This is a genomic window from Bifidobacterium dentium JCM 1195 = DSM 20436, assembly GCF_001042595.1.
GTDB lineage: Bacteria > Actinomycetota > Actinomycetes > Actinomycetales > Bifidobacteriaceae > Bifidobacterium > Bifidobacterium dentium.
The window spans coordinates 719132-743326 of the sequence record NZ_AP012326.1; the positions used below are offsets into that span (position 1 = coordinate 719132).

General features: G+C 60.0%; 21 protein-coding genes. 16 read left to right on the forward strand and 5 right to left on the reverse strand.

Annotated elements, in window-relative coordinates; translation table 11 throughout:
* Positions 1-293: 293 nt before the first annotated feature.
* Entirely contained in the window at positions 294-1328 is a 1035-nt protein-coding gene (locus BBDE_RS03040; RefSeq protein ID WP_033489567.1) for a LacI family DNA-binding transcriptional regulator, read from the reverse strand.
* A 332-nt stretch (positions 1329-1660) separates the two neighbouring features.
* Between BBDE_RS03040 and BBDE_RS03045 the strand changes: the two genes are divergently transcribed.
* The 5 genes from BBDE_RS03045 to BBDE_RS03065 all read left to right on the forward strand — a co-directional run bounded on the left by BBDE_RS03045 (position 1661) and on the right by BBDE_RS03065 (position 7989).
* On the forward strand, positions 1661-3418 hold the full coding sequence (locus BBDE_RS03045; protein WP_003837045.1) for a glycoside hydrolase family 13 protein: 1758 nt from the start codon (positions 1661-1663) through the stop codon (positions 3416-3418).
* Positions 3419-3446: 28 nt separating this feature from the next.
* The gene (locus tag BBDE_RS03050; RefSeq protein WP_003837044.1) at positions 3447-4727 is read left to right on the forward strand and encodes an MFS transporter; all 1281 of its coding nucleotides are present in this window, start codon (positions 3447-3449) and stop codon (positions 4725-4727) included.
* Positions 4728-4848: 121 nt separating this feature from the next.
* Positions 4849-5502: an oligoribonuclease gene (gene orn / locus BBDE_RS03055; RefSeq protein WP_003837043.1), complete on the forward strand. Its 654-nt coding sequence runs from the start codon at positions 4849-4851 to the stop codon at positions 5500-5502.
* 85 nt (positions 5503-5587) lie between these two features.
* Positions 5588-6481, forward strand: coding sequence for a Cof-type HAD-IIB family hydrolase (locus BBDE_RS03060; RefSeq protein WP_012901954.1), 894 nt, complete (start codon positions 5588-5590; stop codon positions 6479-6481).
* A 101-nt stretch (positions 6482-6582) separates the two neighbouring features.
* Positions 6583-7989: a PIF1 family DEAD/DEAH box helicase gene (locus tag BBDE_RS03065; RefSeq protein WP_003837039.1), complete on the forward strand. Its 1407-nt coding sequence runs from the start codon at positions 6583-6585 to the stop codon at positions 7987-7989.
* Positions 7990-8008: 19 nt separating this feature from the next.
* Here the strand turns inward: BBDE_RS03065 and BBDE_RS03070 are convergent, their stop codons facing one another.
* On the reverse strand, positions 8009-8395 hold the full coding sequence (locus tag BBDE_RS03070) for a hypothetical protein (RefSeq protein ID WP_003837038.1): 387 nt from the start codon (positions 8393-8395) through the stop codon (positions 8009-8011).
* A 150-nt stretch (positions 8396-8545) separates the two neighbouring features.
* On the opposite strand from BBDE_RS03070, the gene BBDE_RS03075 reads away from it, so the two are divergent.
* Both BBDE_RS03075 and BBDE_RS03080 read left to right on the forward strand, forming a co-directional pair.
* Complete coding sequence (locus BBDE_RS03075) at positions 8546-10381, forward strand: proline--tRNA ligase (protein WP_003837037.1); 1836 nt, start codon at positions 8546-8548, stop codon at positions 10379-10381.
* A gap of 406 nt (positions 10382-10787) precedes the next feature.
* Positions 10788-11450: a single-stranded DNA-binding protein gene (locus BBDE_RS03080; protein ID WP_228369744.1), complete on the forward strand. Its 663-nt coding sequence runs from the start codon at positions 10788-10790 to the stop codon at positions 11448-11450.
* Positions 11451-11462: 12 nt separating this feature from the next.
* Here the strand turns inward: BBDE_RS03080 and BBDE_RS03085 are convergent, their stop codons facing one another.
* Complete coding sequence (locus tag BBDE_RS03085; RefSeq protein ID WP_003837031.1) at positions 11463-13544, reverse strand: M13 family metallopeptidase; 2082 nt, start codon at positions 13542-13544, stop codon at positions 11463-11465.
* 175 nt (positions 13545-13719) lie between these two features.
* Between BBDE_RS03085 and BBDE_RS03090 the strand changes: the two genes are divergently transcribed.
* The 3 genes from BBDE_RS03090 to BBDE_RS03100 all read left to right on the forward strand — a co-directional run bounded on the left by BBDE_RS03090 (position 13720) and on the right by BBDE_RS03100 (position 16714).
* Positions 13720-14466 (forward strand): HdeD family acid-resistance protein, encoded by a 747-nt coding sequence (locus BBDE_RS03090; protein WP_012901957.1) that lies wholly within the window; start codon positions 13720-13722, stop codon positions 14464-14466.
* A gap of 38 nt (positions 14467-14504) precedes the next feature.
* Positions 14505-15281, forward strand: a complete 777-nt coding sequence (gene map / locus BBDE_RS03095; RefSeq protein ID WP_003837028.1) for a type I methionyl aminopeptidase — start codon at positions 14505-14507, stop codon at positions 15279-15281.
* A 140-nt stretch (positions 15282-15421) separates the two neighbouring features.
* Positions 15422-16714 (forward strand): citrate synthase, encoded by a 1293-nt coding sequence (locus BBDE_RS03100; RefSeq protein WP_003837026.1) that lies wholly within the window; start codon positions 15422-15424, stop codon positions 16712-16714.
* Between the two features lie 20 nt (positions 16715-16734).
* Here BBDE_RS03100 and rlmH read toward each other — a convergent pair whose 3' ends face one another.
* Positions 16735-17214, reverse strand: a complete 480-nt coding sequence (gene rlmH, locus BBDE_RS03105) for a 23S rRNA (pseudouridine(1915)-N(3))-methyltransferase RlmH (RefSeq protein WP_003837023.1) — start codon at positions 17212-17214, stop codon at positions 16735-16737.
* Positions 17211-18200: a 2,3,4,5-tetrahydropyridine-2,6-dicarboxylate N-succinyltransferase gene (gene dapD / locus BBDE_RS03110; protein ID WP_003844859.1), complete on the reverse strand. Its 990-nt coding sequence runs from the start codon at positions 18198-18200 to the stop codon at positions 17211-17213. The genes rlmH and dapD overlap by 4 nt, the downstream gene beginning before the upstream one ends.
* Before the next feature lie 206 nt (positions 18201-18406).
* Here dapD and BBDE_RS11630 point away from each other — a divergent pair, with 206 nt between their 5' ends.
* From BBDE_RS11630 to smpB, 6 genes are all read left to right on the forward strand, one after another.
* Positions 18407-18538: a hypothetical protein gene (locus BBDE_RS11630; RefSeq protein WP_003837018.1), complete on the forward strand. Its 132-nt coding sequence runs from the start codon at positions 18407-18409 to the stop codon at positions 18536-18538.
* A 181-nt stretch (positions 18539-18719) separates the two neighbouring features.
* On the forward strand, positions 18720-19850 hold the full coding sequence (gene prfB / locus BBDE_RS03115) for a peptide chain release factor 2 (protein ID WP_033489589.1): 1131 nt from the start codon (positions 18720-18722) through the stop codon (positions 19848-19850).
* 17 nt (positions 19851-19867) lie between these two features.
* Positions 19868-21094 (forward strand): cell division ATP-binding protein FtsE, encoded by a 1227-nt coding sequence (gene ftsE / locus BBDE_RS03120; protein WP_003837013.1) that lies wholly within the window; start codon positions 19868-19870, stop codon positions 21092-21094.
* Positions 21094-22017: a permease-like cell division protein FtsX gene (ftsX, locus tag BBDE_RS03125; RefSeq protein WP_003837012.1), complete on the forward strand. Its 924-nt coding sequence runs from the start codon at positions 21094-21096 to the stop codon at positions 22015-22017. The genes ftsE and ftsX overlap by 1 nt, the downstream gene beginning before the upstream one ends.
* A gap of 118 nt (positions 22018-22135) precedes the next feature.
* A complete protein-coding gene (locus BBDE_RS03130; RefSeq protein ID WP_003837010.1) occupies positions 22136-23569 on the forward strand; it encodes a CHAP domain-containing protein in 1434 nt (477 codons plus the stop codon).
* 118 nt (positions 23570-23687) lie between these two features.
* Positions 23688-24167: an SsrA-binding protein SmpB gene (gene smpB, locus BBDE_RS03135; RefSeq protein WP_003837008.1), complete on the forward strand. Its 480-nt coding sequence runs from the start codon at positions 23688-23690 to the stop codon at positions 24165-24167.
* The last annotated feature ends 28 nt before the right edge of the window (positions 24168-24195 follow it).

The window sequence follows — 24195 nt, forward strand, 5'->3', positions numbered from 1 at the left end:
GTTCTCGCAGGACATGGCCCGCAACGGCAGGGTTTGGGGGCGCAACCGTCGAGCAACGGGTCGGCTCTCGCGGGACATGGCCTATGACAGCAGGGGGTTGGGGACGTAGCCGTCGGATAATGGGCCGGTTCTCGCGGGGCGCTGCCTCTGATGGCCATGTTCGGGGCTGTGGCCGTCGGGCAATGGGACAGTTCTCGCAGGTTGCACCCCCGGAGGTAGGGCGCCTGTTGGTCAGCGGGACGGTTCTTGCAGGACACGGCCCGCGACGGCAGGATTTGGGGAAGTTGGGGCAATCAATGCACGCGTTCCGTGGTGCTTCGTAGCACAAGGGAAGTGGATATGACGGAGAACGGTTCCTCCAAGGTTTCGCCTGCCAGCAACGCGAGTGTCTTACGTGCCGCAATGCGTCCGATTTCCGTAGGATTCTGGTGCATGGTGGTCATGTCCACAATCGAGGCGCTTGGATCGTCATCGAATCCGACTACGGATACATCCTGAGGCACACGCCATCCCATGCGGCGCAGTTCCTTGAGAAGGGGAACGGCCGCCGCGTCGACGGATACGCAGATGCCGGTCGGCTGTTTTGGTGCGCTGAGCAGTTGTGCGACGATGCCGGAATAGATGTCCTGTTCGTTTTGCACGTCCATATGGGTCAACGATGGCACGATGATAATGTCATCATCGCCGTAGCCGCATTCCTTGGCGGCGTCCAGAAACCCTTTTTCGCGCACGATGTCCGAGCAGATGAACGGTGAGGCGTTGACGGGTTGCCCGATGTAGGCGAGCGTCTTGTGTCCCAGTGACTTGAGGAAGCGTACGATTGCGCTCATGGCCGCCGCGTCATCGATTGCGACTCCGGCGTCGAGTCCGTGCGTGCTGGGGGCGTTCATGCCGACCACAGGGATGGTCAGTTCGCCGAGTACCCGCTTCTTTGCCTCGTCGAAGTCGAAGGATGCTTCGATGATTGCGTCGACATTGCGATTGCCTGGCAGATTCTGGAAGAAACGATCCAGATCTTCCTGCGTCCACACGATGTAGGGAACGACGTCGTAGTCGGCCTTTGACATCACCTCGTAGATGCCTTCGAAGGCGTGGGAGTTGAACCAGCTGCTGATTTCGCTCGGCAACAGCACCGCGATACGCATGGTTTTGCCGGATGCCAGGGATGATGCGCTTTTCGAGAAGGAGAAGTGGAGACGGTTGGCCTCTTTTTCGACACGTTCTCTGGTTTCGGGGTTGACTCTGTCCAGTCCACGCAGTGCTCGGGATACGGTGGAGACGGATACTCCGGCCGCCTTGGCCACGTCTGCGATGGTGGTGCGAGTCACGTTCGGTTCTCCTTAAGTCGGGTTTTGCGATTCATATTTGCTTCGTTCGTCACCCTACCATATCACGACACGCCCATTTTGTAAAAACGCTTGCATGACTGCAAACACTGTAATTATTGCCTTTTCTGGCATACTTTGAAGATGGCTGGGATTATGACTTGCAAAAATTTGCGCAAGCGCTATTATGAGATTAGTCAACCAATGCACAAACAACAATGTGGTTGCGAAGAATAGTCAAATAATTGCAAGGAAAATCAATGCTGCCTAGCAATGATGGGTGACATTGATTGCCGTTAAAAGGTGTACAAACGCTTGCATGATAGGAGGAAAAAATGACTGAAGTCACCGATCCCGCACTGTGGTGGAAGCAGGCCGTGGTCTATCAGGTCTACCCGCGTTCCTTCAAGGACTCCCGTGGCGAGGGACTCGGCCAGATCGCCGGTGTGACCGAAAAGATCGACTATCTGAAGGACCTTGGCGTCGACGCCATCTGGCTCAGTCCGTTCTATCCGTCCCAGCTGGCCGACGGTGGCTACGACGTGGACGATTACCGCAACGTCGACCCGAAGCTCGGAACCATGGATGATTTCGACGAACTCGCCAAGGCCGCACACGCACGAGACATCAAGGTCGTGGTCGACATCGTGCCGAATCACAGCTCCAATCTGCACGAATGGTTCAAGGCCGCCCTCGCAGCCGAACCGGGATCGCCGGAGCGTGACCGCTATATCTTCCGCGACGGCAAGGGTCCGAATGGCGATCAGCCACCGACCAACTGGGAGAACCATTTCGGCGGCCCGGCATGGACCCGCGTGCCCGACGGCCAGTGGTATCTGCATATGTTCACCAAAGAACAGCCCGACTGGAACTGGAACAATCGTGAGGTGCGCGACGATTTTCTCAGGACCTTGCGCTTCTGGCTCGATCACGGCGCCGATGGCTTCCGCGTGGACGTGGCGCACGGCTTGGCCAAGGATCTTGACCGCGATGACCTCGATGACTATGTGGTCTGGTGCACCAACGACCAGCCGGAGGACGGTTCTCATCCGGTAATCGATCGTGACGAAGTACATGACATCTATCACGAGTGGCGCAAGGTGTTCAACGAGTACAATCCTCCGGCGTTCGCCGTGGCCGAGGCCTGGGTGCGTCCGAGCCGACAGCATCTGTATGCCTCGCCGGACGATCTTGGCCAGATCTTCAACTTCGAATTCGCCAAGAAGGACTGGATCCGCGACGACATGCACCTGGCCATCGAGGAGGGGTTGGAGAGCGCGGAACGTTCCGGCTCCACCGCTACGTGGGTGATGAGCAACCATGATGTGATCCGTCATGCCACCCGTTACGCCCTGCCGCAGGTGCCGACCGGCGAATATCATCGTCTGGCGCTTGATTGGCTGCTGCGCGACGGCACCACGTTCGAAGAGAATCGCGAGCTCGGCACCAAACGCGCCCGCGCCGCGATCATGATGGAGATGGCGTTGCCCGGTTCCGCCTACGTGTATCAGGGCGAAGAGCTCGGCTTGTTCGAGGTGGCCGACATTCCGTGGGATGAACTGGAAGATCCGTCCGCATGGCGTACGTCCCGTTCCGCCAGCACCAAGGGCCGTGACGGCTGCCGTGTGCCGTTGCCGTGGGTCGCCGCGGACGCGCCGAAACTGGATGATCCAGACGATGAATTCGGTCACGAAGGTTCCTTCGGATTCTCCCCGGCCGGCGCCACTGCCGAACCGCATCTCCCGCAGCCGGCATGGTACAAGGATTTTGCGGTCGACGTGGAATCCGCCGATCCTGATTCCATGCTGAACCTGTACCGCCGCGTGCTGGCATTGCGCCATGACATGCAGACCACCGACCTGAGCGTCGAATGGCTGCCGGAAGACCGACCGGGCAAAGCGCATGACGGTGCCAATGGATTCCCCGGCGGCACCATCGCCTACAAGCGTGCCAATGGATGGGCCTCCATCACCAACTTCGGCGAAGAACCGGTCGCACTGCCGCAGGGCGATGTGCTGCTGACCTCCGGACCGCTCACCGATGACGGCAGGCTGCCGCAAGATACCAGCGCCTGGCTGAAATTGGCCGACTAATCGCAAACATCGCGTAAAGGGGATAATTATGTCGAAAATCACTACGGTCGCATCCACCGTGCCGGTCGTAACGGAGGAAGGATCGGCGGATAGTGCCAAGTGGCGTTTCACCGGAGGCTTTCTTGCCTTCTCGGTGCTGTCCGGTGCGGCCTTCTACATGACGATGTCGGTGCTGGTGCCACAGCGCCTGCGTGACATCGGCATCGCCAACTCCACTGCGGTGCTTGGCACCATCAACGCGGTCGGCTCAATCGCTTCCATCTTCATCGCACTGTTCATCGGCGCGCTATCCGACCGCACCGCAACCCGTTGGGGCAGGCGCACGCCATGGATCTTCTGCGGCGCGTTCATCTACGGCGTCTGCTTCTGGGCGTTGAGCCGTCCGATCAGTGCCGTGATCATCGGCCTCGTCTACGTGCTGGCGTTGATTGGTCTGAACATGGTGCAAGCCCCGATTTACGCCCGTATCTCCGATCAGGTGGCTCCGACATCGCGTGCCACCGTGTCCGCCGCAATCGGTGCGGGCGGTGTGATCGGCCAGGGCATCGGTACGTTGGTCGGCTCCTCGCTGATCGAACATATGGAACTCGGCTTCATCTGCGCAGGCATGTGTGCGCTGGCCGCGGGCGTACTGTCCGTGGTGATCGCTCCACGCGAGCCTTCCAGTGAAAACATGCCGAAGAACACCGACGAGCCGCTGTGGAAGGTCGTGGCGGCGTCGCTTACCCCGCCGCTGAAGAATTGCGCCGACTTCTACCGTGCGTTCATTTGCCGCACCTGCCTGATCGTCGCCTACCAGATGGTGTTCAGCTATCAGCTGTACATCCTGCAGGATTACATCGGCCAGGACAAGCTGTCGGCGGCGGCTTCCATCCAGGTCATTTCCGTGATCACCATGATCGTGTCCATCATCGCGTCCCTGGTGGCAGGACCGATTGCGGACGCTCTGAACCGCCGCAAGGCGCCGATCATCGTGGCATGCACGTTCTTCGCCATCGGTTTGGCCATGCCGTGGATTTTCCCGACGCAACAGGGCATGTTCCTCTTCGGCGGCATCGCCAGCTTCGGCTATGGCATGTACCTGTCCGTCGACCAAGCGCTGAACGTCGATGTACTGCCGAACAAGGAAACCGCCGGCAAGGATCTCGGCTTCATGAACATCGCCACCTGTGCGGGGCAGGCCATCGGCGTGGCCATCACCTCCACGCTGGTGAGCGTGCTCGGCTCCTATACGGTGGTGTTCCCGGTGGCCATCGGCATGACCGCCATCGCCGCCATCAGCGTGCTGGGCATCAAACGCGTGCGCTGAACAACGAACCGGAGCGCACCGCATACCGCAGGGCGGGGAAGAATCTCCCTACCCTGCGGTATCTTCATATGTTCGGCTCCACGCAGCGGGCGCGGCCGCAAACATATGAAACGAGGCAACAATGGTAGATGCGCATGACGGCGAAACATACACCGCTGAAGGCTCGCGTCTGATCTGGATCGACTGCGAGATGACCGGCTTGGATATCTTCGGCGGCGACGAACTCGTCGAAGTGTCCGTAGTGCCGACCGACTTCGATCTGAACGTGCTTGACGAGGGCGTCGATTTCGTGATCAAGCCCAGCCAGAAGGCCGTGGATCATATGAACGACTTCGTGCGCAACATGCATACCCGCTCCGGCCTGATCAAGGAGTGGGAACACGGCCTTTCTCTCGACGAGGCGCAAGCCAAGGTCGTCGAATACGTCAAGCGATTCACGCCGGACGGCGTCAAGCCATTGCTGGCCGGCAACACCATCGGCTCCGACAAGAAGTTCCTCGACCACTACATGCCGGAACTCATGGAGCACCTGCATTACCGCACCATCGACGTAAGCACGTTCAAGGAACTTGCCCGTCGCTGGTATCCGGCCGTCTACCTCAACCGTCCTCCGAAGAACGGCGGTCACCGCGCGCTCGCCGACATCATTGAGTCCCTGGATGAACTGCGTTACTACCGCAAGGCGTTCATGGCGCCGACGCCGGGACCGGATGAGGCCGAGGCCAAGGCCATCGCCGACGATATCAAGGCCACCAGTCTGATCGGCGAGAACTGATCGATTCGGGCGCATGGAACGACGGCGGTCCATGCCGTCCGTGATGTTTCCCCGACAATCGAAGGCAATGCAGGAAAGGACCCTTATGAGCGTAGCCGACTGGACCACCATCGACCAGCCGCAGGATATCCGACTCGTGGTCGCCGATATGGACGGCACCTTGTTGGACGAACATGGCCGGATTCCCGAAGGCTTCTGGGACATGCTCGCCAGACTGCGTGCGCGCGGCGTCGAATTCGTGCCGGCTTCCGGCCGCCAGTACGCCACGCTGCGCAACATGTTCGCTTCGAAGGCGTCCGAAGTGCTGGACGGGGGAGAGCTTTCCTATATCGCGGAGAACGGCAATGTCGTGGCGGTGGACGGCAAGGTCGTCGAAGTACATGGCGTCGATCTGGGCATCACGCGTCGCACCATCGACATGGTGAACGCCTCCGTGTCCGCCGGCGAATACGATATGGGTCTGGTGATCTGCGGTCTCAACACCGCATACGTGCAGCGTACCGATACGCCGTTCCTTGACGAGGTCGGCAAGTATTACGCGGCGTTGAAGATCGTCGATGACCTGCGCAAGGTGCTGGATTTCGCCGTCGAACCGGACGATTACGTTCCGGGCGAAGAAATCATCCTGAAGCTCGCGATTCTCGATTTCGGCAGTTCCGAGCAGATGACGAACAACAAGCTCGCTCATGTAAGGAACGATTACCAGGTGGTCGTCTCCGGGCAGCATTGGGTGGACATCATGAATCCGGCCACCGACAAGAAGCAGGGCGTCGAGGCGTTGCAGCGCGCGTTGGGCGTCACTCCCGCACAGACGGCGGTGTTCGGCGATTATCTTAACGACCTGCTGATGCTTGAGGCGGGTGACTGGTCGTTCGCCATGTCCAATGGCCATCCGGACCTGCGGGCGGCCGCACGTTATCTTGCGCCGTCGAACGCCAGTCGTGGTGTGCTCAAGGTTGTTGATAGGCTGATTGACTGACGGATGATTGCGCGCGGAGGCGCGATTGCCCGGTGACGGCCATGCGATTCGGTCGTAGCCGAGTGCGGGCGGTCACATGACGGAGGGGAAGGCGGTGCGATATGCGGCAGGAAGAGGCTCTTGCGATTCTGGGCACCGGCGCGAACGTCTTTCTGACCGGTGCGCCCGGTGCCGGTAAGACCTACGTGCTTAACGAATTCATACGTCAGGCGCGTGCGGATGGCGCCTCCGTGTCGGTCACCGCGTCGACCGGCATCGCGGCCACGCATATCAATGGAGTTACCATCCATTCATGGAGTGGCATAGGTCTTGCCAACGCGCTGTCCGATAAACTCGTCACCACCATTCGCATGCGACGCAAGCGCAAGCTGCAGGCGGCCGACATCCTCATCATCGACGAGGTTTCCATGTTGCATGCGTGGCTGTTCGACATGGTCGATCAGGTGTGCCGTATCATTCGCAAGGATTCGCGGCCGTTTGGCGGACTGCAGGTGGTGCTTTCCGGAGACTTCTTCCAGTTGCCGCCGGTGTCCGTTTCCGGGCGCGATCATGACCTGATCGTGCCCAGTCCGGAATTCGCGGCATCTCGTGAACGTTATGCGCGTGCCGGGCTCAATCCTGAGGGATTCGTCACCGAATCGTTGGTATGGCAGGAGTTGAGCCCTGTTGTCTGCTACCTGACCGAGCAGCATCGTCAAGATGACGGCAAACTGCTTGGCGTACTCACCGACATCCGGGAGGGTTGCGTCAGCGATGAGGATCGTGATCTTCTGTTGACCCGGCTGGGCCGTATGCCAGAGCCGAATCAACGGGCCGTGAATCTGTTTCCGGTCAACAGACAGGCCGATTCACTCAACGACATGCGTCTGTTCGCGATCAGGGAGGAACCGCACGAGTATGTCGCCGAATCCTCCGGCCCGGCAAATCTGGTGGAACGGCTCAAAAGGAACATGCTCGCGCCGGAACATCTGTTGCTCAAGACCGGAGCTGCCGTGATGGCGGTGCGTAACGATACCGACCGTCAGTTTGTGAACGGCTCCTTGGGCACGGTGCGTGGGTTTGCCTCTGATGCCAAAGGCGGCTGGCCGATCGTCGAGTTCGAGAACGGCAATATCGTGACCATGAAGCCGAACTGTTGGCAGATGCAGGACGGTGATACCGTGCTCGCCTGCGTGAATCAGGTGCCGTTGCGCTGCGCGTGGGCCATTACGATCCACAAGTCGCAGGGGATGACGCTCGACCGTGCGGTCATGGATCTGCGGCGCACTTTCGCGCCCGGCATGGGGTATGTGGCGTTGTCGCGGGTGGAGAATCTTGAGGGGTTATATCTGGCGGGCGTGAACGAGCGTATGTTCCTGGTCTCGCCGGATGCGGTGCGGCTTGACGGCGAGCTCAGGCTTGGTTCGGCGAATGCCAGCGATGCGCTTGCCAGATATGGCGCCTCTGCCTTCATGCCGTTGCCGTCGAGCGATGCGGACGACGAGTTCGCCCAGGATGCCCTGTTCTGATTCGCTTTGTGGCCCTTGGTCAGCCCATCGCCTGCAATGAGCGGGCGAGATCGGGGTCGAGCTCGACTTCCGTCTCGACGTCTTCCGGATCCGGATCCCAGCAGCTGACGATCACGCAGGCCAAGCCGATCAGCAGCCAGATGGGATTGTGCTGCAGGAACGTGAACCCGGGAATCGCACGTGTGACGACGAGCCATGCCATCATGCCGACCAGCGCAAGGACATTGAACAGTTTCTTCCATGGCAGTGAAATCAACACCACGCACAGCAGGGCCATGCTCAGACCCACCCATGTATTGCCTTCCGACAGTACTTCCGGTGCGGCTGCGGCGAATACGAAATAGCAGATGATGCCGATCCAGCCGAGTTTGTTCCAAATCGAAATGTGCGCGGTAATGTGACGCATGACATGCCGTCCTCTCTCAACGTGCGCCGCTCAATCGTCAGTTTCCTGAGATTATATACAGGCCACATGACTTATTTATAACTCTATAAATAAGATGTTTTCCGAGTGTTCGTAGCAGTTACGTCGCCTTGCCTGAGTAACTTGGGGCGTATGACCAAAGCACTTCGTATGTCTACCATGTTCCTGCGTACCCTGCGCGAGGACCCTGCCGATGCCGACGTCGTGTCGGACAAGCTCCTGCAGCGCGCCTGCTACCTGCGCAAGGCCGCCCCGGGCATCTGGACCTGGCTGCCGCTGGGCCTGACCGTTCTGAACAAGATCGAGAACATCATCCGTGAGGAGATGGCCTCCATCGACGCCCAGGAGGTTCATTTCTCCGGCCTGCTGCCGCGCGAGCCGTATGAGGCCACCCACCGTTGGGAAGAATACGGCGACAACATCTTCCGATTGAAGGACCGTCATGAAGCCGACTATCTGCTGGCGCCGACCCATGAGGAAATGTTCACCCTGCTGGTCAAGGACCTGTATTCCTCGTACAAGGACCTGCCGGTGACCCTCTACCAGATCCAGACCAAGTACCGCGACGAATTCCGCCCGCGTGCCGGTCTGATCCGAGGCCGCGAATTCATTATGAAGGATGCCTACTCCTTCACCCTTGACAAGGAAGGCCTCGTCAAGGCCTATATGGACGAACGCGGTGCCTACGAACGCATCTTCGACCGCCTTGACCTGAAGTATGTGCCGGTGCATGCCATGGCCGGTCCGATGGGTGGCTTCGAATCAGAGGAATTCCTGGCTCCGATGGAGATCGGCGAGGACACTTTCGCGCAGTCTCCGTCCGGCAAGGCTTGGAACGTCGAGGCGTTGACCACTCCGGAGCCGGAAGCCATCGATTGCACCGACACCCCGGCCGCCGAGAAGCGTCCGACCCCGGATGCCGCCACCATCGACAAGATGGTCGAATTCGCCAATGCCAACCATCCGCGTTCCGATGGTCGTGCGTGGCAGGCCTCCGACATTCTGAAGAACGTGGTAATCGCCGTCATGCATCCGCAGGACGACAACCATGACGAACCGTGGCGCGAACTCGTGGTCGTAGGCGTGCCCGGCGATCGTTCGGTCGATATGAAGCGTCTCGAGGCTCAGTTCACCCCGGCCGAAATCGAAGAGGCCACCGAAGAGGATCTGAAGAAGCATCCGGAACTTGTCAAGGGCTATATCGGCCCGATGGCGCTCGGTCCGCAGGCCCGTGATGGCAAGAAGGCCGAAGCCGCCGAAGAGACCGGCGAAGCGCTGCGATACTTCGTGGATGCGCATATCGCCCGCGGTTCCGCGTGGTTCACCGGCGCCGACGAACATGAGGTTGACTATTATGACCTTGTCTACGGGCGTGACTTTGAGGCCGATGGCACCGTCGAGGCCGTTGAGGTGCGTCACGGCGATATGAGCCCGGACGGTTCCGGCCCGTTGAGCTTCGAGCGTGGCGTGGAAATCGGACAGGTGTTCCAGCTGGGCCTGAAATACTCCAACGCCCTTGGTTTGAAGGTGCTCGACCAGAACGGCAAGACCGTTCCGGTGTGGATGGGTTCCTATGGCATCGGTGTGTCCCGTGTGATGGCCTGCATCGCCGAAACCCACCATGACGACAAGGGTCTGGCTTGGCCGGCCGTCATCGCCCCGGCCCAGGTGCATGTGGTCGCTACCGGCAAGGATGCGGCAGCGTTCGAAGCCGCGGAACAGCTGATCGCCGAACTCGAGGCCAAGGGCATCGAGGTCATTTTCGATGACCGTAAGAAGGTCTCACCGGGTGTGAAGTTCAAGGATGCCGAGCTGATCGGCGTACCGCTGATCGCCGTTGCCGGCCGCGACACCGTGAACAATGGCACCATTGAAGTGCGCGATCGCAATGGCGAGAACGCCGAGGCGGTGCCGGTCGCCGATGCGGCGCAGGTGATTGCCGACCGCGTCGCAGCTCTGCTCCAATAGCGGCAAGCGCCACCTGTTGTTTTCCGAACGGGCGCAGCGAAGCCGAGGATTCTACGATATTGGGGATTCGAGGCCTTGTTGCGTCCGTTCATCATGACGGGCATTGTTTGTGTGGGGAGATCGAAGCACAGTCCATACACAACCGATTGTGGATGAGTGTGGATAGTGGGTGTCTTGTCCACCCATTGTCCACGACTCGCCCGGAGGTCTTTCAGTTATCCACATTCCCCATTCGGCGTTGCGTCGGCCCGTCATCATCGGCGATAGTGGAATCACCGCGGAAACGCAAGGATGCGGGAAGTCGTACGGCGCTCCTCTCTCTCATACCCCTTTACCTGACCGTATGTGCTTCCGTACCGATTCGGTACTTTCCGCGGCCCACATCCGTTGGCAGAAAGGGCCGATCATGGCACAGCAACAAGGCTTACTCACCATCACCGGATATGTCGGCGCAAATCCGGTGCCATTCAACAGGGAGGGCATGCCTCATGCAAGCTCGTTCCGTCTGGCCAGCACCCGCCACTATTTCGACAATCGTGCGCAGCAATGGCGTGACCTGCCGACCACATGGATTACGGTGAAAGCGTATCGGACGTTGTCGGAAAACATCTGTCAATCATTCAAAAAGGGCGAGCCGGTCATAGTGACCGGTGTGCTTGCCACGGAGACGTGGAATGGCGAAAACGGGGAATTGCGGTCCCGCACGGTGCTTGAAGCCAGCAATGCGGGGCATGATCTCAATTATGGGGTCACCGCATTGCGTCGATTCGCCAAACCCAATGCGGCCAATGCCGAGTCGGCGACGCAGACGCCGGCGGCTCGATCCAATGCCGGAGTGCAGATCGGCGTCGATCCGTACACGAATCCACAGGGTGCGACCGGTACGGCGGTTTCGCAACCGGTGGAGGTATTGCCTCACGATGAACCTGAACTACAATCGGCGGAGGTCGGCGCTGACGCACCGGGCGATTCTTCGGGATGGCCGGCGACTGACGTGCAGCCGGATGAATATGCGAAGGCCGCCGAATCCGTCAAGGAAGAAGGGGAATTCGGCGGCCAGGAGTTTTAGCGGCCTGTTCGTCTACCAGATGCGCACGCGCTGTTCGGGGGCAAGCCACATGCCGTTGTCCGCAGTCACGTCGAAAGCCTTGTAGAACAGGTCCACGTTGCGTGCGATGCCGTTCGTGCGACACTCGGCGGGGGAGTGCGGATCGATCTGCAGATACTGCTCGGCCAGTTCGTCGCGGTTCTTGGTGCGCCAGATGGAGGCATAGCTCAGGAAGAAACGTTGCAAGCCGGTGAAGCCGTCGATTTCAGGCGCTCCGGCCAGAGAGGACTCAATGGCCTCCTCGGAACCGTCCTTTTCGCGGCCGGCAGCGTCATCAAGAGCGAATGCGTAGGCTTTCAGTGCGATGTTCACGCCGCTCAGATCGCCGATATTCTCACCGATGGTCAGTGCGCCGTTGACATGCGGGGCTTGGGACGGGTCATCGGAGTACTTCTCGGCGAGCTGTGTCGGCACGAACTCGTTGTACTGGCCGATGAGTTTGCGCGTCAATGCCTCGAAGTTGGCCTTGTCCTCTTCGGTCCACCAGTCGTTGAGCTTGCCGTCGCCGTCATACTGCGAACCCTGATCGTCGAAGCCATGGCCGATCTCGTGACCGATCACCGCGCCGATGCCGCCGTAATTCGCGGCGTCCTCGGCATCCGGGTTGAAGAACGGCGGCTGCAGAATGGCGGCAGGGAATACGATCACGTTCATGGTTGGCTCGTAGTAGGCGTTCACCGTCTGCGGGTTCATCAGCCATTCGTCCTTATCAACCGCCTTGCCGACCTTGGCCAGTTGGTAGCCCGTCTCATACAGGTTGGCCGCGTGCATGTTCTCGGCGAATCCTGCTTCCTCGCGAACGTCCAGTGCGGTGTAGTCGCGCCAATGGTTCGTGTAGCCGATCTTCGGCACGAACTTGGAAAGCTTCTCCAACGCCTTGGCCTTGGTCTGCTCGCCCAGCCAGGCGGAGTTGGAGATGGAGACGCGGTAGGCGTCGATGAGGTTGGCGACCAGCTGTTCCATGCGCCGCTTGGAGGATTCGGGGAAGTGACGTTTCACATACTCACGGCCGATGTCTTCGCCGCAGACGCTGTTGACGAGCGAAACACCGCGTTTCCAACGGTCGCGCTGCTGCTTCTGGCCGGAAAGCACCTTGCCGTAGAAGTCGAAGTTGGTGTCGTCGAACTCATGCGGCAGTTCCAACGTGGATCCGATGATCACATGGACGCGGGCCCACAGTTTGAGGTCATCCAGATCGGCGGCGGCCCAGAAGGCGTTGAGGCCTTTGACGAAGCTCGGTTCATGCACGATTGTGCGGGAGAAGCATCCTGCGAAATCAATCGGCTGCGTCGCGGCCGCGGTGGTGGTGTTGTACGCCTCCTGCCAGGACTCGATCCAGGCATCCAGGCCATAGTCGGCAAGCATGGTGCTCAGCTCGGCATGACCGGTGGGGTTATAGGTCTTCTGCGAATCACGGGTGGCGACATTGTCCCAGTGGTACGAGGCGATTGTCGCCTCGACTTCAAGGAGGCGTCTGGCTTGGGATTCGGCCTCATCGTCGGCTTCGACGAGTTTGGCGTTGGTGAGCTGCTTGGCCACCATCTTGACGTAGGCTTCGCGGATCGGTGCGTAATGATCCTCGCGATAGTAGGCCTCATCCGGCAATCCGAGACCGGCCTGTTCGATGTGGATGATGTTGGTCTCCGGGGCGCCGGGATTGCCATAGACGGCGATGCCGAATAGGTCCGGTCCGCCAATCGGGTTCATTGCGCCCAATGCGCGCACCAGCCCGGCCTTGTCGGTGGCTTCGTCGATGGCGTTGAGTTGGTCGGCGATGGCGGTGAGTCCGGAGGCATCGATGGCGTTCACGTCGAGGAAGCTCCTGAACAGCGTGCGTGACTTGACGGCCGGACAGTCATCGTCTTCGAGGATGTCGTGAATCTGGTTTTCGGCGTCCTCGGCAAGCTTGTCGAAGGAGCCGTAACGGGAGCGGTCGTCGGGGAGGCGGTACATGTCGATCCACGGGCCGTTGACATAGCGGAACAGATCTTGTGCCGGAGCGGTCACAGCGGAGAACGATGCCGGATCGATGCCGGAAGTCAAAGTGGTACTCATGGCTTCACACTATCCATATTTGGTGACAAAACGTTGTTATGCATGCCGGTGCTCCGGCTTGGCCGAACCCCCGATATCAGCCGACGGCAAAATAGACAGCTTGTCGAATAGTGTTGATGGTTAGAATTAGACAAGCTGTCTAAGATAGTGGCGGAACGTAAAGGAAGGAACGACCATGACCGATCCGAATATGCATGATCCGCAGGAGCAGCCGGAATATGGCGCCTACGACCGGAGCCACTACGACCGGAATCGCGACGAGGCGCAGACGCCGCGCTATTTCAATCCTTATGGAAATCCTTATATGGCCGGCGGCAATCAGGGGCAGGATGGCTCCTGGCAGCCGGTGAGCCCGTTCAAGCTGGTGGAGGAATGGCTGCCGCAGCAGGCGAAGAACGCCATTCGCGGCGTCTACGGCGTACTCGGCGTCGTCGCCCTCATCCTTGGCCTGGCCCTGCTGATCTGGCCCGGTGCCACCTTGAAGGTGGCAGCCATCGCGTTGGGTGCCTATTTCGTGGTCTCCGGCGTGATTCGTATCGTCACCGCGGTCGTGGAACTCGGCCTGCCGGGAGGGTGGCGCGTGCTGGACATCCTCATCGGCGTGCTGCTGACCGTCGGTGGCGTGATCGTACTGAAGAACGCCGCGCTGTCTGGTGCCACGCTCGCCGTGCTCATCACCATGGTGGTCGGTCTCGGCTGGATGATGGAAGGCGTGATGGCGCTCGTCGAATCCTGGCGTATGCCAAGCTCCGGATGGGCCGTGGTCTATGCGCTGTTGTCGATCGTGGCCGGTTTCATCGTGCTGTTCTCCCCGGTGAGTTCCACCGCATGGCTCATCCTCTTCGGCGGCTGCGCCCTGATCGTGCTTGGCGTCGTCGCCATCGTCCGTGCCTTCACCTTCGGCAAGCCCCGTCGCGGGTAACGTCGCCGCTGTAGGGCGTGCGAAGTAGGGTTGGAAGCATGATTGAACTGAAAACTCCAAAAGAGATCGAAGCGATGAAGCCGGCCGGTCGTTTTGTCGGCGGAATCCTGCGCGACCTGAAGGAATTCACCAAAGTCGGCACCAACCTGCTTGAAATCGACGAATTCGTGCATAAGCGCATCGTCGACCGCAAAGGCGCCACGTCCTGCTACGTGGACTATGCCCCGGATTTCGGCACCGGTCCGTTCGCCCACTACATCTGCACTTCCGTGAACGACGCCGTGCTGCATGGCGTGCCGTTCGACTACAACCTGAAGGATGGCGACCTCATCAGCTTGGATCTCGCCATCAACGTGGACGGCTGGGTGGGTGATTCCGCCATCAGCTTCGTGGTCGGCGACCACAAGGATCCGGAGGACCTGCGCCTGATCAAGTGCACCGAAGAGGCGCTTGAGGCCGGTATCGCCGCCGCGCAGCCGGGCAACCGTCTTGGCGACATCTCCAGCACCGTCGGCGACGTGGCCCGTGAGTATGGCTATCCGATCAATCTGGAGTTCGGCGGTCATGGCGTGGGGCACATCATGCATGGAGACCCCCATGTGCCGAACGACGGTCGTGCGCATCACGGCTACAAGCTGCGTCCGGGTCTGGTCATCGCCATCGAGCCATGGTTCCTCAAGACCACCGATGAAATCTATCAGGATCCGAAGGACGGTTGGACCCTGAGGAGCGAGGATGGTTCACGTGGCGCGCACAGCGAGCACACCATCGCCATCACCGAAAACGGTCCGGTGATCCTCACCGTTCGCGACTAGTCGATTCGCAATGCAAAACCTCCCTCTGGCGAAGAGGGAGGTTTTGCATATGCGGCGGCTATTTTTGAGACGTAGGTTTGTCGCGAAACAAGCATGCCATATAGTGAACACTACTTTGAACGGTTAAGGAGCGTGCGAGTATGGCCACAGCCCATCTGAGTGTGGAATCAAAGGACTTCACCCTGCCGGTGGTCGAGGCCACGGCAGGCGCGGACGGCATCGTGGTATCCACGTTGCGCAACGATGGCTGGGTCACGCTCGATCCGGGCTTCCTGACCACTGCGCAGTGCGAATCGAAAATCACCTACATCGACGGCAAGAACTCGATTCTGCGATATCGAGGCTATCCCATCGAGCAGCTGTGCGAAAAATCCGATTTCCTTGAAGTCGCCTGGCTGCTGCGCCACGGTGAGTTACCCAACCAGGAACAGTACGACCGATTCATCTCCGACATCAACCACCGTACGATGGTAGGGGAGGACTTCCGCACGTTCATGGGCTCCTTCCCGCGCACCGCGCATCCTATGAGCGTAATGGCATCCGCCATCAATGCGCTTGCCACCTTCTATCCGGACACCACCGACATCACCGACTCCGACCAGCTCGACGAGGCGGCGACCATCATCATGGCGAAGGCCCGTACCATCGTGAGCTACATCTTCCGCCGTCGCCGTGACGAGCCGATGCTATACCCGGATTATTCACGCGGCTATGTCGATGACTTCCTGCGCATGTGCTTCGCCGTTCCGTACGAGCCGTTCGACTCCGATCCGCTGTATGTGCACGCGCTTGGCCGACTGCTCATCATCCATGCCGACCATGAGCAGAACTGCTCCACCTCGGTGGTACGCATCGCCGGTTCCGCACACGCCAATCTGTATTCCGCCGTCGCGGCCGGCATCAATGCGCTGTCGGGCCCATTGCACGGCGGTGCGAACGAGGCCGTGCTTCGCCAGCTCAAGGCCATCCGCGATTCCGGCAAGTCCGTCAAGGAATTCGTGGAGGATGCCAAGGCCAATGGTCAGCGCATCTCCGGCCTCGGCCATCGTGTGTACAAGTCGTACGATCCGCGCGCGGCCATCGCCAAGACGTATCTGCAGAAGATCATGGAGCGTGCCGATACCCTGAAGCTGCCGGCCGATGAACGCGCACTGTTCGACGTGGCCACCGAGCTGGAAGAGATCGCGCTGAACGACGAATACTTCATCACCCGTCACCTGTACCCGAACGTCGACTTCTACACCGGTCTGATCTACCGTGCGATCGGCTTCGATCCATCCATGTTCACCACGCTGTTCGCGTTGGGCCGCATTCCGGGCTGGATCGCGCAATATCGCGAGATGCTTGCCGATCCGAACACCAAGATCGGCCGTCCTCGTCAGGTCTACACCGGCTACACCAAGCGTGACTACACCCCGATGGACAAGCGCTGACCACCGGAATCGCGCCAAGACTACTTGTGGTAGGGCTCGCCGGCGTTGATTTTGTAGGCGCGGTAAATCTGTTCCAACAGGATGACGCGCATTAGCTGGTGCGGGAAGGTCATTCTGGAAAAGCTCAGCAGATAGTCGGCACGTTGGAGAATCGACGGGTCGAGGCCAAGCGAGCCGCCGATGATGAGCTGGATGTGACTGGTGCCATGCAATCCGAGGCCGTCGATTTTGGCGGCCAGCTCCTCACTGGTGAGCTGCTTGCCTTCGATGGCCAAGGCGATGACGAACGCATCGTCACGGATATACCTGGCGATGCGTTCGCCTTCCTTCGCCTTGATCTGGCGTTCCAAGCCCTCGCCCGCGTGCTCCGGCGTCTTCTCATCCGCCACCTCCACGATGTCGAGCTTGCAATACCGGCCCAGCCGTTTCGAATATTCCGCGATGGCGTCTCGAAGATACTTCTCCTTGACCTTGCCGACGGTGATAAGCGTTATTTTCAATTGTTGTGAAGCTTCTCGTTGAGTTCGATGCCGGTCTTGCGATACCGGGCCTCAATGCGGCCGGACACCGAGTTGCGGATGAACAGGATGTTGTCCTTGCCGGACAGATCCGCGCCCTTGACGGTCTCGAGCGGCTCTCCTGCGGCGACCTTGGCCTTGTCGTAGATGGTGACCTTCGTGCCGGCGGTCACGTACAAACCGGCTTCGACCACGCAGTTGTCGCCCAGGGAGATGCCGATGCCGGCGTTCGCGCCGAGCAGGGAGTGCTCGCCGATGGAATTCTTCAGCTTGCCGCCGCCCGACAGGGTGCCCATGATGGAGGCGCCGCCGCCGATATCGGAACCATTGCCGACCACAACACCCTGAGACACGCGGCCTTCGACCATGGAGACGCCGAGGGTGCCTGCGTTGAAGTTCACGAAACCGGCATGCATGACGGTGGTGCCCTCGGACAGGTGAGCGCCCAGACGCACGCGGTCGGCATCTCCGATGCGTACGCCGGTCGGCACGACATAGTCGACCATGCGGGGGAACTTGTCGATGGACAGTACGTTCACATCGGCCTTCGGCAGGCCCGGGGCGGCCTGGTTGGCAACGTTCATCACGTCGAGTCTGCGCAAGGCGAAATCCTCGACCGCAAACGGACCGTAGTTGGTCCACACCACGTTGTTAAGCGCGCCGAAGATGCCATCGAGGTTCAGGCTGTTCGGCTGGGCCAGACGCATGCTCAGCAGATGCAGGCGCAGATAGGCGTCGGCGGCGTTCTCGATCGGCTCGTCGAGTTTGGAGATGGTGAACACCGGAATGCGACGCACCCCGCGGGCATCGGTGCCCTCATGGGCCAGATTGCCGAAGCCGTGGTTCGGGCGGGAGACTTCTTCGGGAGCTTCGCCGAGCTTGAGCTCCGGATACCATACGTCCAAGGTGTTGCCGGCGGCGTCCACGCTGGCCAGGCCCCAACCCCACGCAGTGCGCTGATCGGTCATTTGACTCTCCTTCAATGCGAATATTGCTTGTTCCGTTAGCAACATTAGCGTCAGGGGATGGCGTTGGGCGCCAAGATTCCATGTGTCGGGTGTCACCGGGCATGGCCCCTGCCCGGGGCGGTGTGCGCGGGCCCTCATCGGAAGAGGCGGGGCGTGACATCGGAAGAGGGGAGCAAAGTACGACGTGTTGCGTATACTTTGGCAACGTGAGTGACTATCAGAACAATCGTGAGCAGCGTGAACGCCGCCGTCGCACCGTAGTGCGTGCGGTGGGCATCATCATTGCCGCCGCGATGTTGCTGAGTGTGGTTATTCCTGCTATCTACGCAGGTCTTTGACGTCGTTAGGCCCGCATGGTCCGGAGCGGGTCTGCATTCCCCCAAGCGAGAACAGGTTCGCGGTTTCGCTGCAAGGGAAGTGCGTGCGGGCTCGCGGAAACACCGAAGGATTGTGCGAGAGCTGTAAGCGGCTCCCCGACAGATCAAGATAATCAACGTAAAGAAATGTATGGTGTACACGATGGCAGAATTTGATTATTCCCAGGCTATTGGCGAGGCACGCGCCAAGTATGAGTCCATTTCCAAGGCGCTTGACGTCGATCGCCTTACCGCCCAAGCCAAGGAGCTTGAGGTGCAGGCGGCCGAGCCGGGTCTGTGGGACGACCCTGAGAACGCCCAGAAGATTACCAGCAAACTCTCCGCGGTGCAGTCGCAACTCAAGCGTCTCTCCTCCGCGAGCCAGCGCATCGACGATGTGGAGACTCTCGTCGAGCTCGGCCGCGAGGAGGAAGACGCCGACACCCTCGAAGAGGCGAAAAACGAGATCGAAGGCATTCGGCACGATCTGGACGATATGGAGATCCAGACCCTGCTCGACGGCGAATACGACGAACGTTCCGCCGTGGTGACGATTCGATCCGGCGCCGGCGGCGTCGACGCGGCCGACTTCGCGCAGATGCTGCTGCGCATGTATCTGCGTTGGGCCGAACGCAACGGATACAAGGCCAAGGTCATGGACACCTCCTATGCGGAAGAGGCGGGCATCAAGTCCGCCACCTTCCAGGTGGATGCTCCGTATGCCTACGGTCGTATGAGTGTGGAGGGCGGCACCCACCGTCTTGTGCGCATCTCCCCGTTCGACAACCAGGGCCGCCGACAGACCAGCTTCGCCGCCGTGGAAGTGGTGCCTCTGGTCGAGGCCACCGATCATATCGACGTGCCGGATTCCGAAATCCGCGTCGACACGTATTGCTCTTCCGGCCCGGGCGGCCAGGGCGTGAACACCACGTATTCCGCGGTGCGCATCACCCACATTCCGACCGGCATCGTCGTGACCATGCAGGACGAGCGTTCGCAGATTCAGAACCGCGCCGCCGCCATGGCCGTGCTGCAGTCCCGACTGCTGGTGCTGCGTCACGAAGAGGAAGCCAAGAAGAAGAAGGAACTCGCCGGCGACATCAAGGCCAGCTGGGGTGATCAGATGCGTTCCTACGTGCTGCACCCATACCAGATGGTCAAGGATCTGCGCACCGGCTACGAAACCTCCCAGACCCAGGCCGTGTTCGACGGCGACATCGACGCATTCATCGAGGCCGGCATCCGTTGGCGTCATGAACAGCGCCGTGCCGCGGCCGAAGAGGCAGAAGCGTAACGCAAAGGGGAACCACGATGGCGCTGATCTCGCTCGATCACGTAAGCAAAGTCTATCCGAAGGGCACGCGTCCGGCATTGGATGATATCAACCTCTCCATCAATCGAGGCGATTTCGTCTTTTTGGTGGGCGCATCCGGCTCCGGCAAAACCACGCTGCTGAGCCTGCTGCTTCGTGAAGAGGAAGCCACGGATGGCGAGATCCGCGTCGCCGGCAACGATCTGAGACGGCTGGCCCCACGTCAGGTCCCGTTCTACCGTCGTACCATCGGCTTCATCTTCCAGGATTACAAACTGCTGAACAACAAGACGGTGTGGGAGAACGTCGCCTTCGCGTTGGAGGTGATCGGCACAAGCCGGTCCACCATCAAGTCGCTGGTGCCGAAAGTGCTGGAGACGGTCGGTCTGACCGGTAAAGAGAACAGCTATCCGCATGAGCTTTCCGGCGGTGAGGCCCAGCGTGTAGCCATCGCACGCGCCTATGTGAACCATCCGCAGATCCTGCTTGCCGACGAGCCTACCGGCAATCTCGACCCGACTACGTCGCTGGGCATCATGGAGGTGCTGGACGCCATCAACCGTACCGGCACCACCATCGTGATGGCCACGCACAACGAAGAGATCGTCAACTCCATGCGCAAACGCGTGGTCGAACTGCATACCGGGAAAATCGTGCGCGATGAACAGCAGGGATCGTACGATTCCGCGCTGTACTTCCCGGACGCCGAAGTCGAATCCAAATCGCATCAGGCGTTGGGCACGTCCGATAAGGACCAGCGGTATCGCGCCCCCAATGCCATCGAAACCGGTTCGCAGGTGGATGTGGAAGGCGAGACCCGCATCGAGACCGCGGCGAATGCCGTCGACGCCATCACACAGACGCTGAGTTCCGGGGCAGGGGACGAAGGCATCGCCCGACTGGCCAACTCCGTGCATTCCGGACGTACCGGACGATATGGCGATGCCTTCGCCTCTCCGGAAGACACCATGACCTGGGGCAAGGGCCTCAAGCTTGACGATATCGACGGGTCTGAAGGGCAGGCCGAAGCCGTGAGCGAGCCTCCCGCACCGCCGACGGCGGTAAAATCCGAGACGTCTGCGGAATCCGAGGTGACCGCAACGACCGAGACTGCCACGGCAGCCGAAACACCGGGAGAGAACGAGACCCTGAATCCTCCGGCACCGCCCGCTCCATCCGGCGATGCCGCCCAAGAGGCGGAAGAAGTACACAAGGAGGACGACTGATGCGCCTGCGCTTCATTCTTTCCGAAACCTGGACCAGCCTGACCCGCAACGTGTCGATGATCATCTCCGTGATGCTGGTCACCTTCATCTCCTTCCTGTTCATCGGTGCTTCGGCCCTCATGCAGGTGCAGGTCACCGAGGCGAAGGGCGAGTGGTACGACAAGGTGGAGGTCGTGGTGTGGCTCTGCCCGGATGGCACCAGCCAGGCCGCATCCTGTGCCGCCGGCACGGCACCGACCGATCAGGAGATCGTCGATCTCGAGAACCTGATCCATCAGGAAGCAGGCAAGGTCGTTTCCAAGATCACCTATGTGAGTCGTGAGGACTTCTACAAGAACACCTTCCTCAAGCAATACCCCACAGGTACCTATCAGGGCCGTACGTTGACCGCCTCCGATATGCAGGCCTCCCTACGGCTGAAACTGAGCGATCCGACCAAGTATCAGGTCGTTTCCGAAATCCTCAACGGGCGAACCGGCGTGGAGGAAGTGCAGGATCAGCGCAAGATCTTCGATCCGGTGTTCTCCGTACTGAACCGCGCCACCGCGGTGACCATGGTGCTTGCGGCCGTGATGATAGTGGTGGCCATCATGCTGACCGGCACCACGATTCGTATGAGCGCCGCCTCGCGTAAGAACGAGACCGAGATCATGCGATTGGTCGGCGCTTCCAATTGGACGATTCGATTGCCGTTCGTGCTGGAAGGCGTATTCGCCTCATTCCTCGGATCGTTGCTTGCGGCCGGTGCGTTGAGCGGCATCGTGAAGGTGTTCATTACCGATTGGCTGTCGCAGACCGTGCAGTGGATGCCGTTGATTACGCAGAAAACGGTGTGGTTGGTCGCGCCCGCTTTGATTCTCGGTGCGGTCGCGTTGTCGGTCGTCGCCTCCAGCATTTCGCTGAGAAGGTACCTCAAGGCGTAGCGGCTCCCAAGGTTTTTCCGGCATGGTCCCAGGAAGTTTCATTACTTGGACTTCCAGCTTTCTTCTGTACAATGCCGAAAGAACGGTTGGTATCGGAAAGGCTTCAATGTCAAGGAAAATGGTTCAACGGGCACACGCCGTCACCGGCATGCTGCTGGCCTCGGCGATGCTGTGCGCTACGGGGATGGCGGTCATGGTGGCGCCCGCACCGCAGGCCCGTGCGGTGAGCGTCTCCGAATATCAGAACAAGGTTGCGGATCATGCGAAGCTGAAAGCCCAGCTTTCCGGCGTAAGCAGCGATCTTGCCGATACGATTCTGCAGCTTGCGGATCTCAACGACAATCAGATTCCGGCCGCCGTCGAGGCCGCCGACGCCGCTCAGCAGGCGGCTCAGCAGGCGCAGAGCCTGGCCGATGCCACTGCGGAGCGACTTGAGGCGGCCAAGCAGGATAAGGCGACTTTGGAGGAGCAGATCGCGCAGACCGGCAGCGATTACGATGATGCCAAGGCCGCGGTGGCCCAGTTGGCACGTCAAAGCTTCCATGGTTCCGACGTGTCCGATGTGTTGGACGTGGTGACCAACTCGACCACGACGGACGAATTCGTGAACAAGATGCAGTCCGAAGCGGCGGTGACCCGTAGCGAAACGAACGCGGCGAGCGATGCCGCGAACGATCTGAACACATCGATGAATCGTGAGGAACGTCTGAGCGCCATCGAAGACAAAATCACCCAGCTCAAGACCCAGGCCGATGAACAGGCCGCCAGCGCCCAGCAGGCCGCCAGCGACGCCAATGCCAAGAAGGAGGCCCTGCAGCAGCTGCGCGATGAGGGTGCGGCGAAGCGTGAACAGCTGGAGGCGCAGAAAAGCCAATTGACCACGCAGAGTGCACGTGAGGCCGCGGACATCGTGGCCATGAAATCACAGATCGATTCGTGGAACAACCAGTACAACAGCGGCAATAGCGCCACGCCGAATCCAGGAAACAACCAGCAGCAGTCCGGCGGCAATTCCAGCGGCAACACATCGTCGAACAATTCCGGCACCAACACCGGTGGCAACGGTCAATCCACCAATACCAATACCGGTGGCAACACCAATTCGGGCAGTGCCAGCGGCATGGACTACTCCGTTCCTGGCAGCTGCCCATCCGGTTCCGGATACTGCTACGGGCATAACACCGGCAATACGGTCGGCGGCTCCGCCTATCCGGCACGGCAGTGCACGTTGTGGGCATACCTGCGGCGCTCCCAACTCGGGCTTCCTGTCGGATCCTATATGGGCAACGGTGCCGAGTGGGCCAATACCGCGCGCAGCCTTGGCTATCTGGTGAACAATACCCCGCATTATGGCGCGGTCATGGTGTTCGCCCGTGGGCAGAGCGTCGGAGGTCACTGGACCGCCGATTGGCAATATGGGCATGTGGCCGTGGTGGAACGCGTCAATGCGGATGGTTCGGTACTGATCTCCGAAGGCGGCACCGGATTCTCCACGTTCCCCGCATGGGAGACGATCTCCAATGCGGGAGCCTATCAGTACATCCATTACTGACATATCGGTGAATGTCCTGTGGCCAAGCGTGCCGTTCGAATCGTCGGGCGGCACGCTTTCGTGATATTGTCTGTTGTTGCATCGCATCGCACCATGGGAAACCGGAAAGGAGGTCCGGATGGTCAAGGAACAGGGAACGAAACCGATTGCGCAGAACAAGAAAGCGCGGCACGATTACGCCATCGAGGACAAGTACGAGGCCGGTCTGGTGTTGACCGGCACCGAAGTGAAGTCGCTTCGTGAGGGGCGCGCATCGTTGGCGGAATCCTTCATCACCATCGATCGCCGCGGCGAGATATGGCTTGAAGGAGCGAATATTCCCGAATATCTGAACGGTACGTGGAATAACCATGCGCCCAAGCGCAAGAGGAAGCTTCTGCTGCATGCCGAACAGATCGCCAAGCTCGCACGGCAATCGGAAGCCAAGGGGTACACCATTGTGCCGTTGAGCCTGTACTTCAAAGACGGACGGGTCAAGGCGGAAATCGCGCTCGCCCGGGGCAAGAAGGAATTCGACAAGCGGCAGGCCCTGCGTGAGGAGCAGGACAAACGTGAGGCACTGCGTGCCATGCGCTACGCCAACAGGCAGGTCCGCTGACCACATTTCGAACATTTTGCGCAGGATT

Bases quoted from the DNA above. Each gene is read 5' to 3' on its own strand.
- map (WP_003837028.1), top strand. From the start codon at position 14,505: ATGATTGAACTGAAAACTCCAAAAGAGATCGAAGCGATGAAGCCGGCC.
- BBDE_RS03130 (WP_003837010.1), top strand. From the start codon at position 22,136: ATGGTTCAACGGGCACACGCCGTCACCGGCATGCTGCTGGCCTCGGCG.
- BBDE_RS03065 (WP_003837039.1), top strand. From the start codon at position 6,583: ATGCGGCAGGAAGAGGCTCTTGCGATTCTGGGCACCGGCGCGAACGTC.
- BBDE_RS03090 (WP_012901957.1), top strand. From the start codon at position 13,720: ATGACCGATCCGAATATGCATGATCCGCAGGAGCAGCCGGAATATGGC.
- orn (WP_003837043.1), top strand. From the start codon at position 4,849: ATGGTAGATGCGCATGACGGCGAAACATACACCGCTGAAGGCTCGCGT.
- BBDE_RS03085 (WP_003837031.1), bottom strand. From the start codon at position 13,544: ATGAGTACCACTTTGACTTCCGGCATCGATCCGGCATCGTTCTCCGCT.
- BBDE_RS03070 (WP_003837038.1), bottom strand. From the start codon at position 8,395: ATGCGTCACATTACCGCGCACATTTCGATTTGGAACAAACTCGGCTGG.
- ftsX (WP_003837012.1), top strand. From the start codon at position 21,094: ATGCGCCTGCGCTTCATTCTTTCCGAAACCTGGACCAGCCTGACCCGC.
- BBDE_RS03075 (WP_003837037.1), top strand. From the start codon at position 8,546: ATGACCAAAGCACTTCGTATGTCTACCATGTTCCTGCGTACCCTGCGC.
- prfB (WP_033489589.1), top strand. From the start codon at position 18,720: ATGGCAGAATTTGATTATTCCCAGGCTATTGGCGAGGCACGCGCCAAG.
- BBDE_RS03050 (WP_003837044.1), top strand. From the start codon at position 3,447: ATGTCGAAAATCACTACGGTCGCATCCACCGTGCCGGTCGTAACGGAG.
- BBDE_RS03060 (WP_012901954.1), top strand. From the start codon at position 5,588: ATGAGCGTAGCCGACTGGACCACCATCGACCAGCCGCAGGATATCCGA.
- BBDE_RS03045 (WP_003837045.1), top strand. From the start codon at position 1,661: ATGACTGAAGTCACCGATCCCGCACTGTGGTGGAAGCAGGCCGTGGTC.
- BBDE_RS03100 (WP_003837026.1), top strand. From the start codon at position 15,422: ATGGCCACAGCCCATCTGAGTGTGGAATCAAAGGACTTCACCCTGCCG.
- dapD (WP_003844859.1), bottom strand. From the start codon at position 18,200: ATGACCGATCAGCGCACTGCGTGGGGTTGGGGCCTGGCCAGCGTGGAC.
- smpB (WP_003837008.1), top strand. From the start codon at position 23,688: ATGGTCAAGGAACAGGGAACGAAACCGATTGCGCAGAACAAGAAAGCG.
- ftsE (WP_003837013.1), top strand. From the start codon at position 19,868: ATGGCGCTGATCTCGCTCGATCACGTAAGCAAAGTCTATCCGAAGGGC.
- BBDE_RS03080 (WP_228369744.1), top strand. From the start codon at position 10,788: ATGGCACAGCAACAAGGCTTACTCACCATCACCGGATATGTCGGCGCA.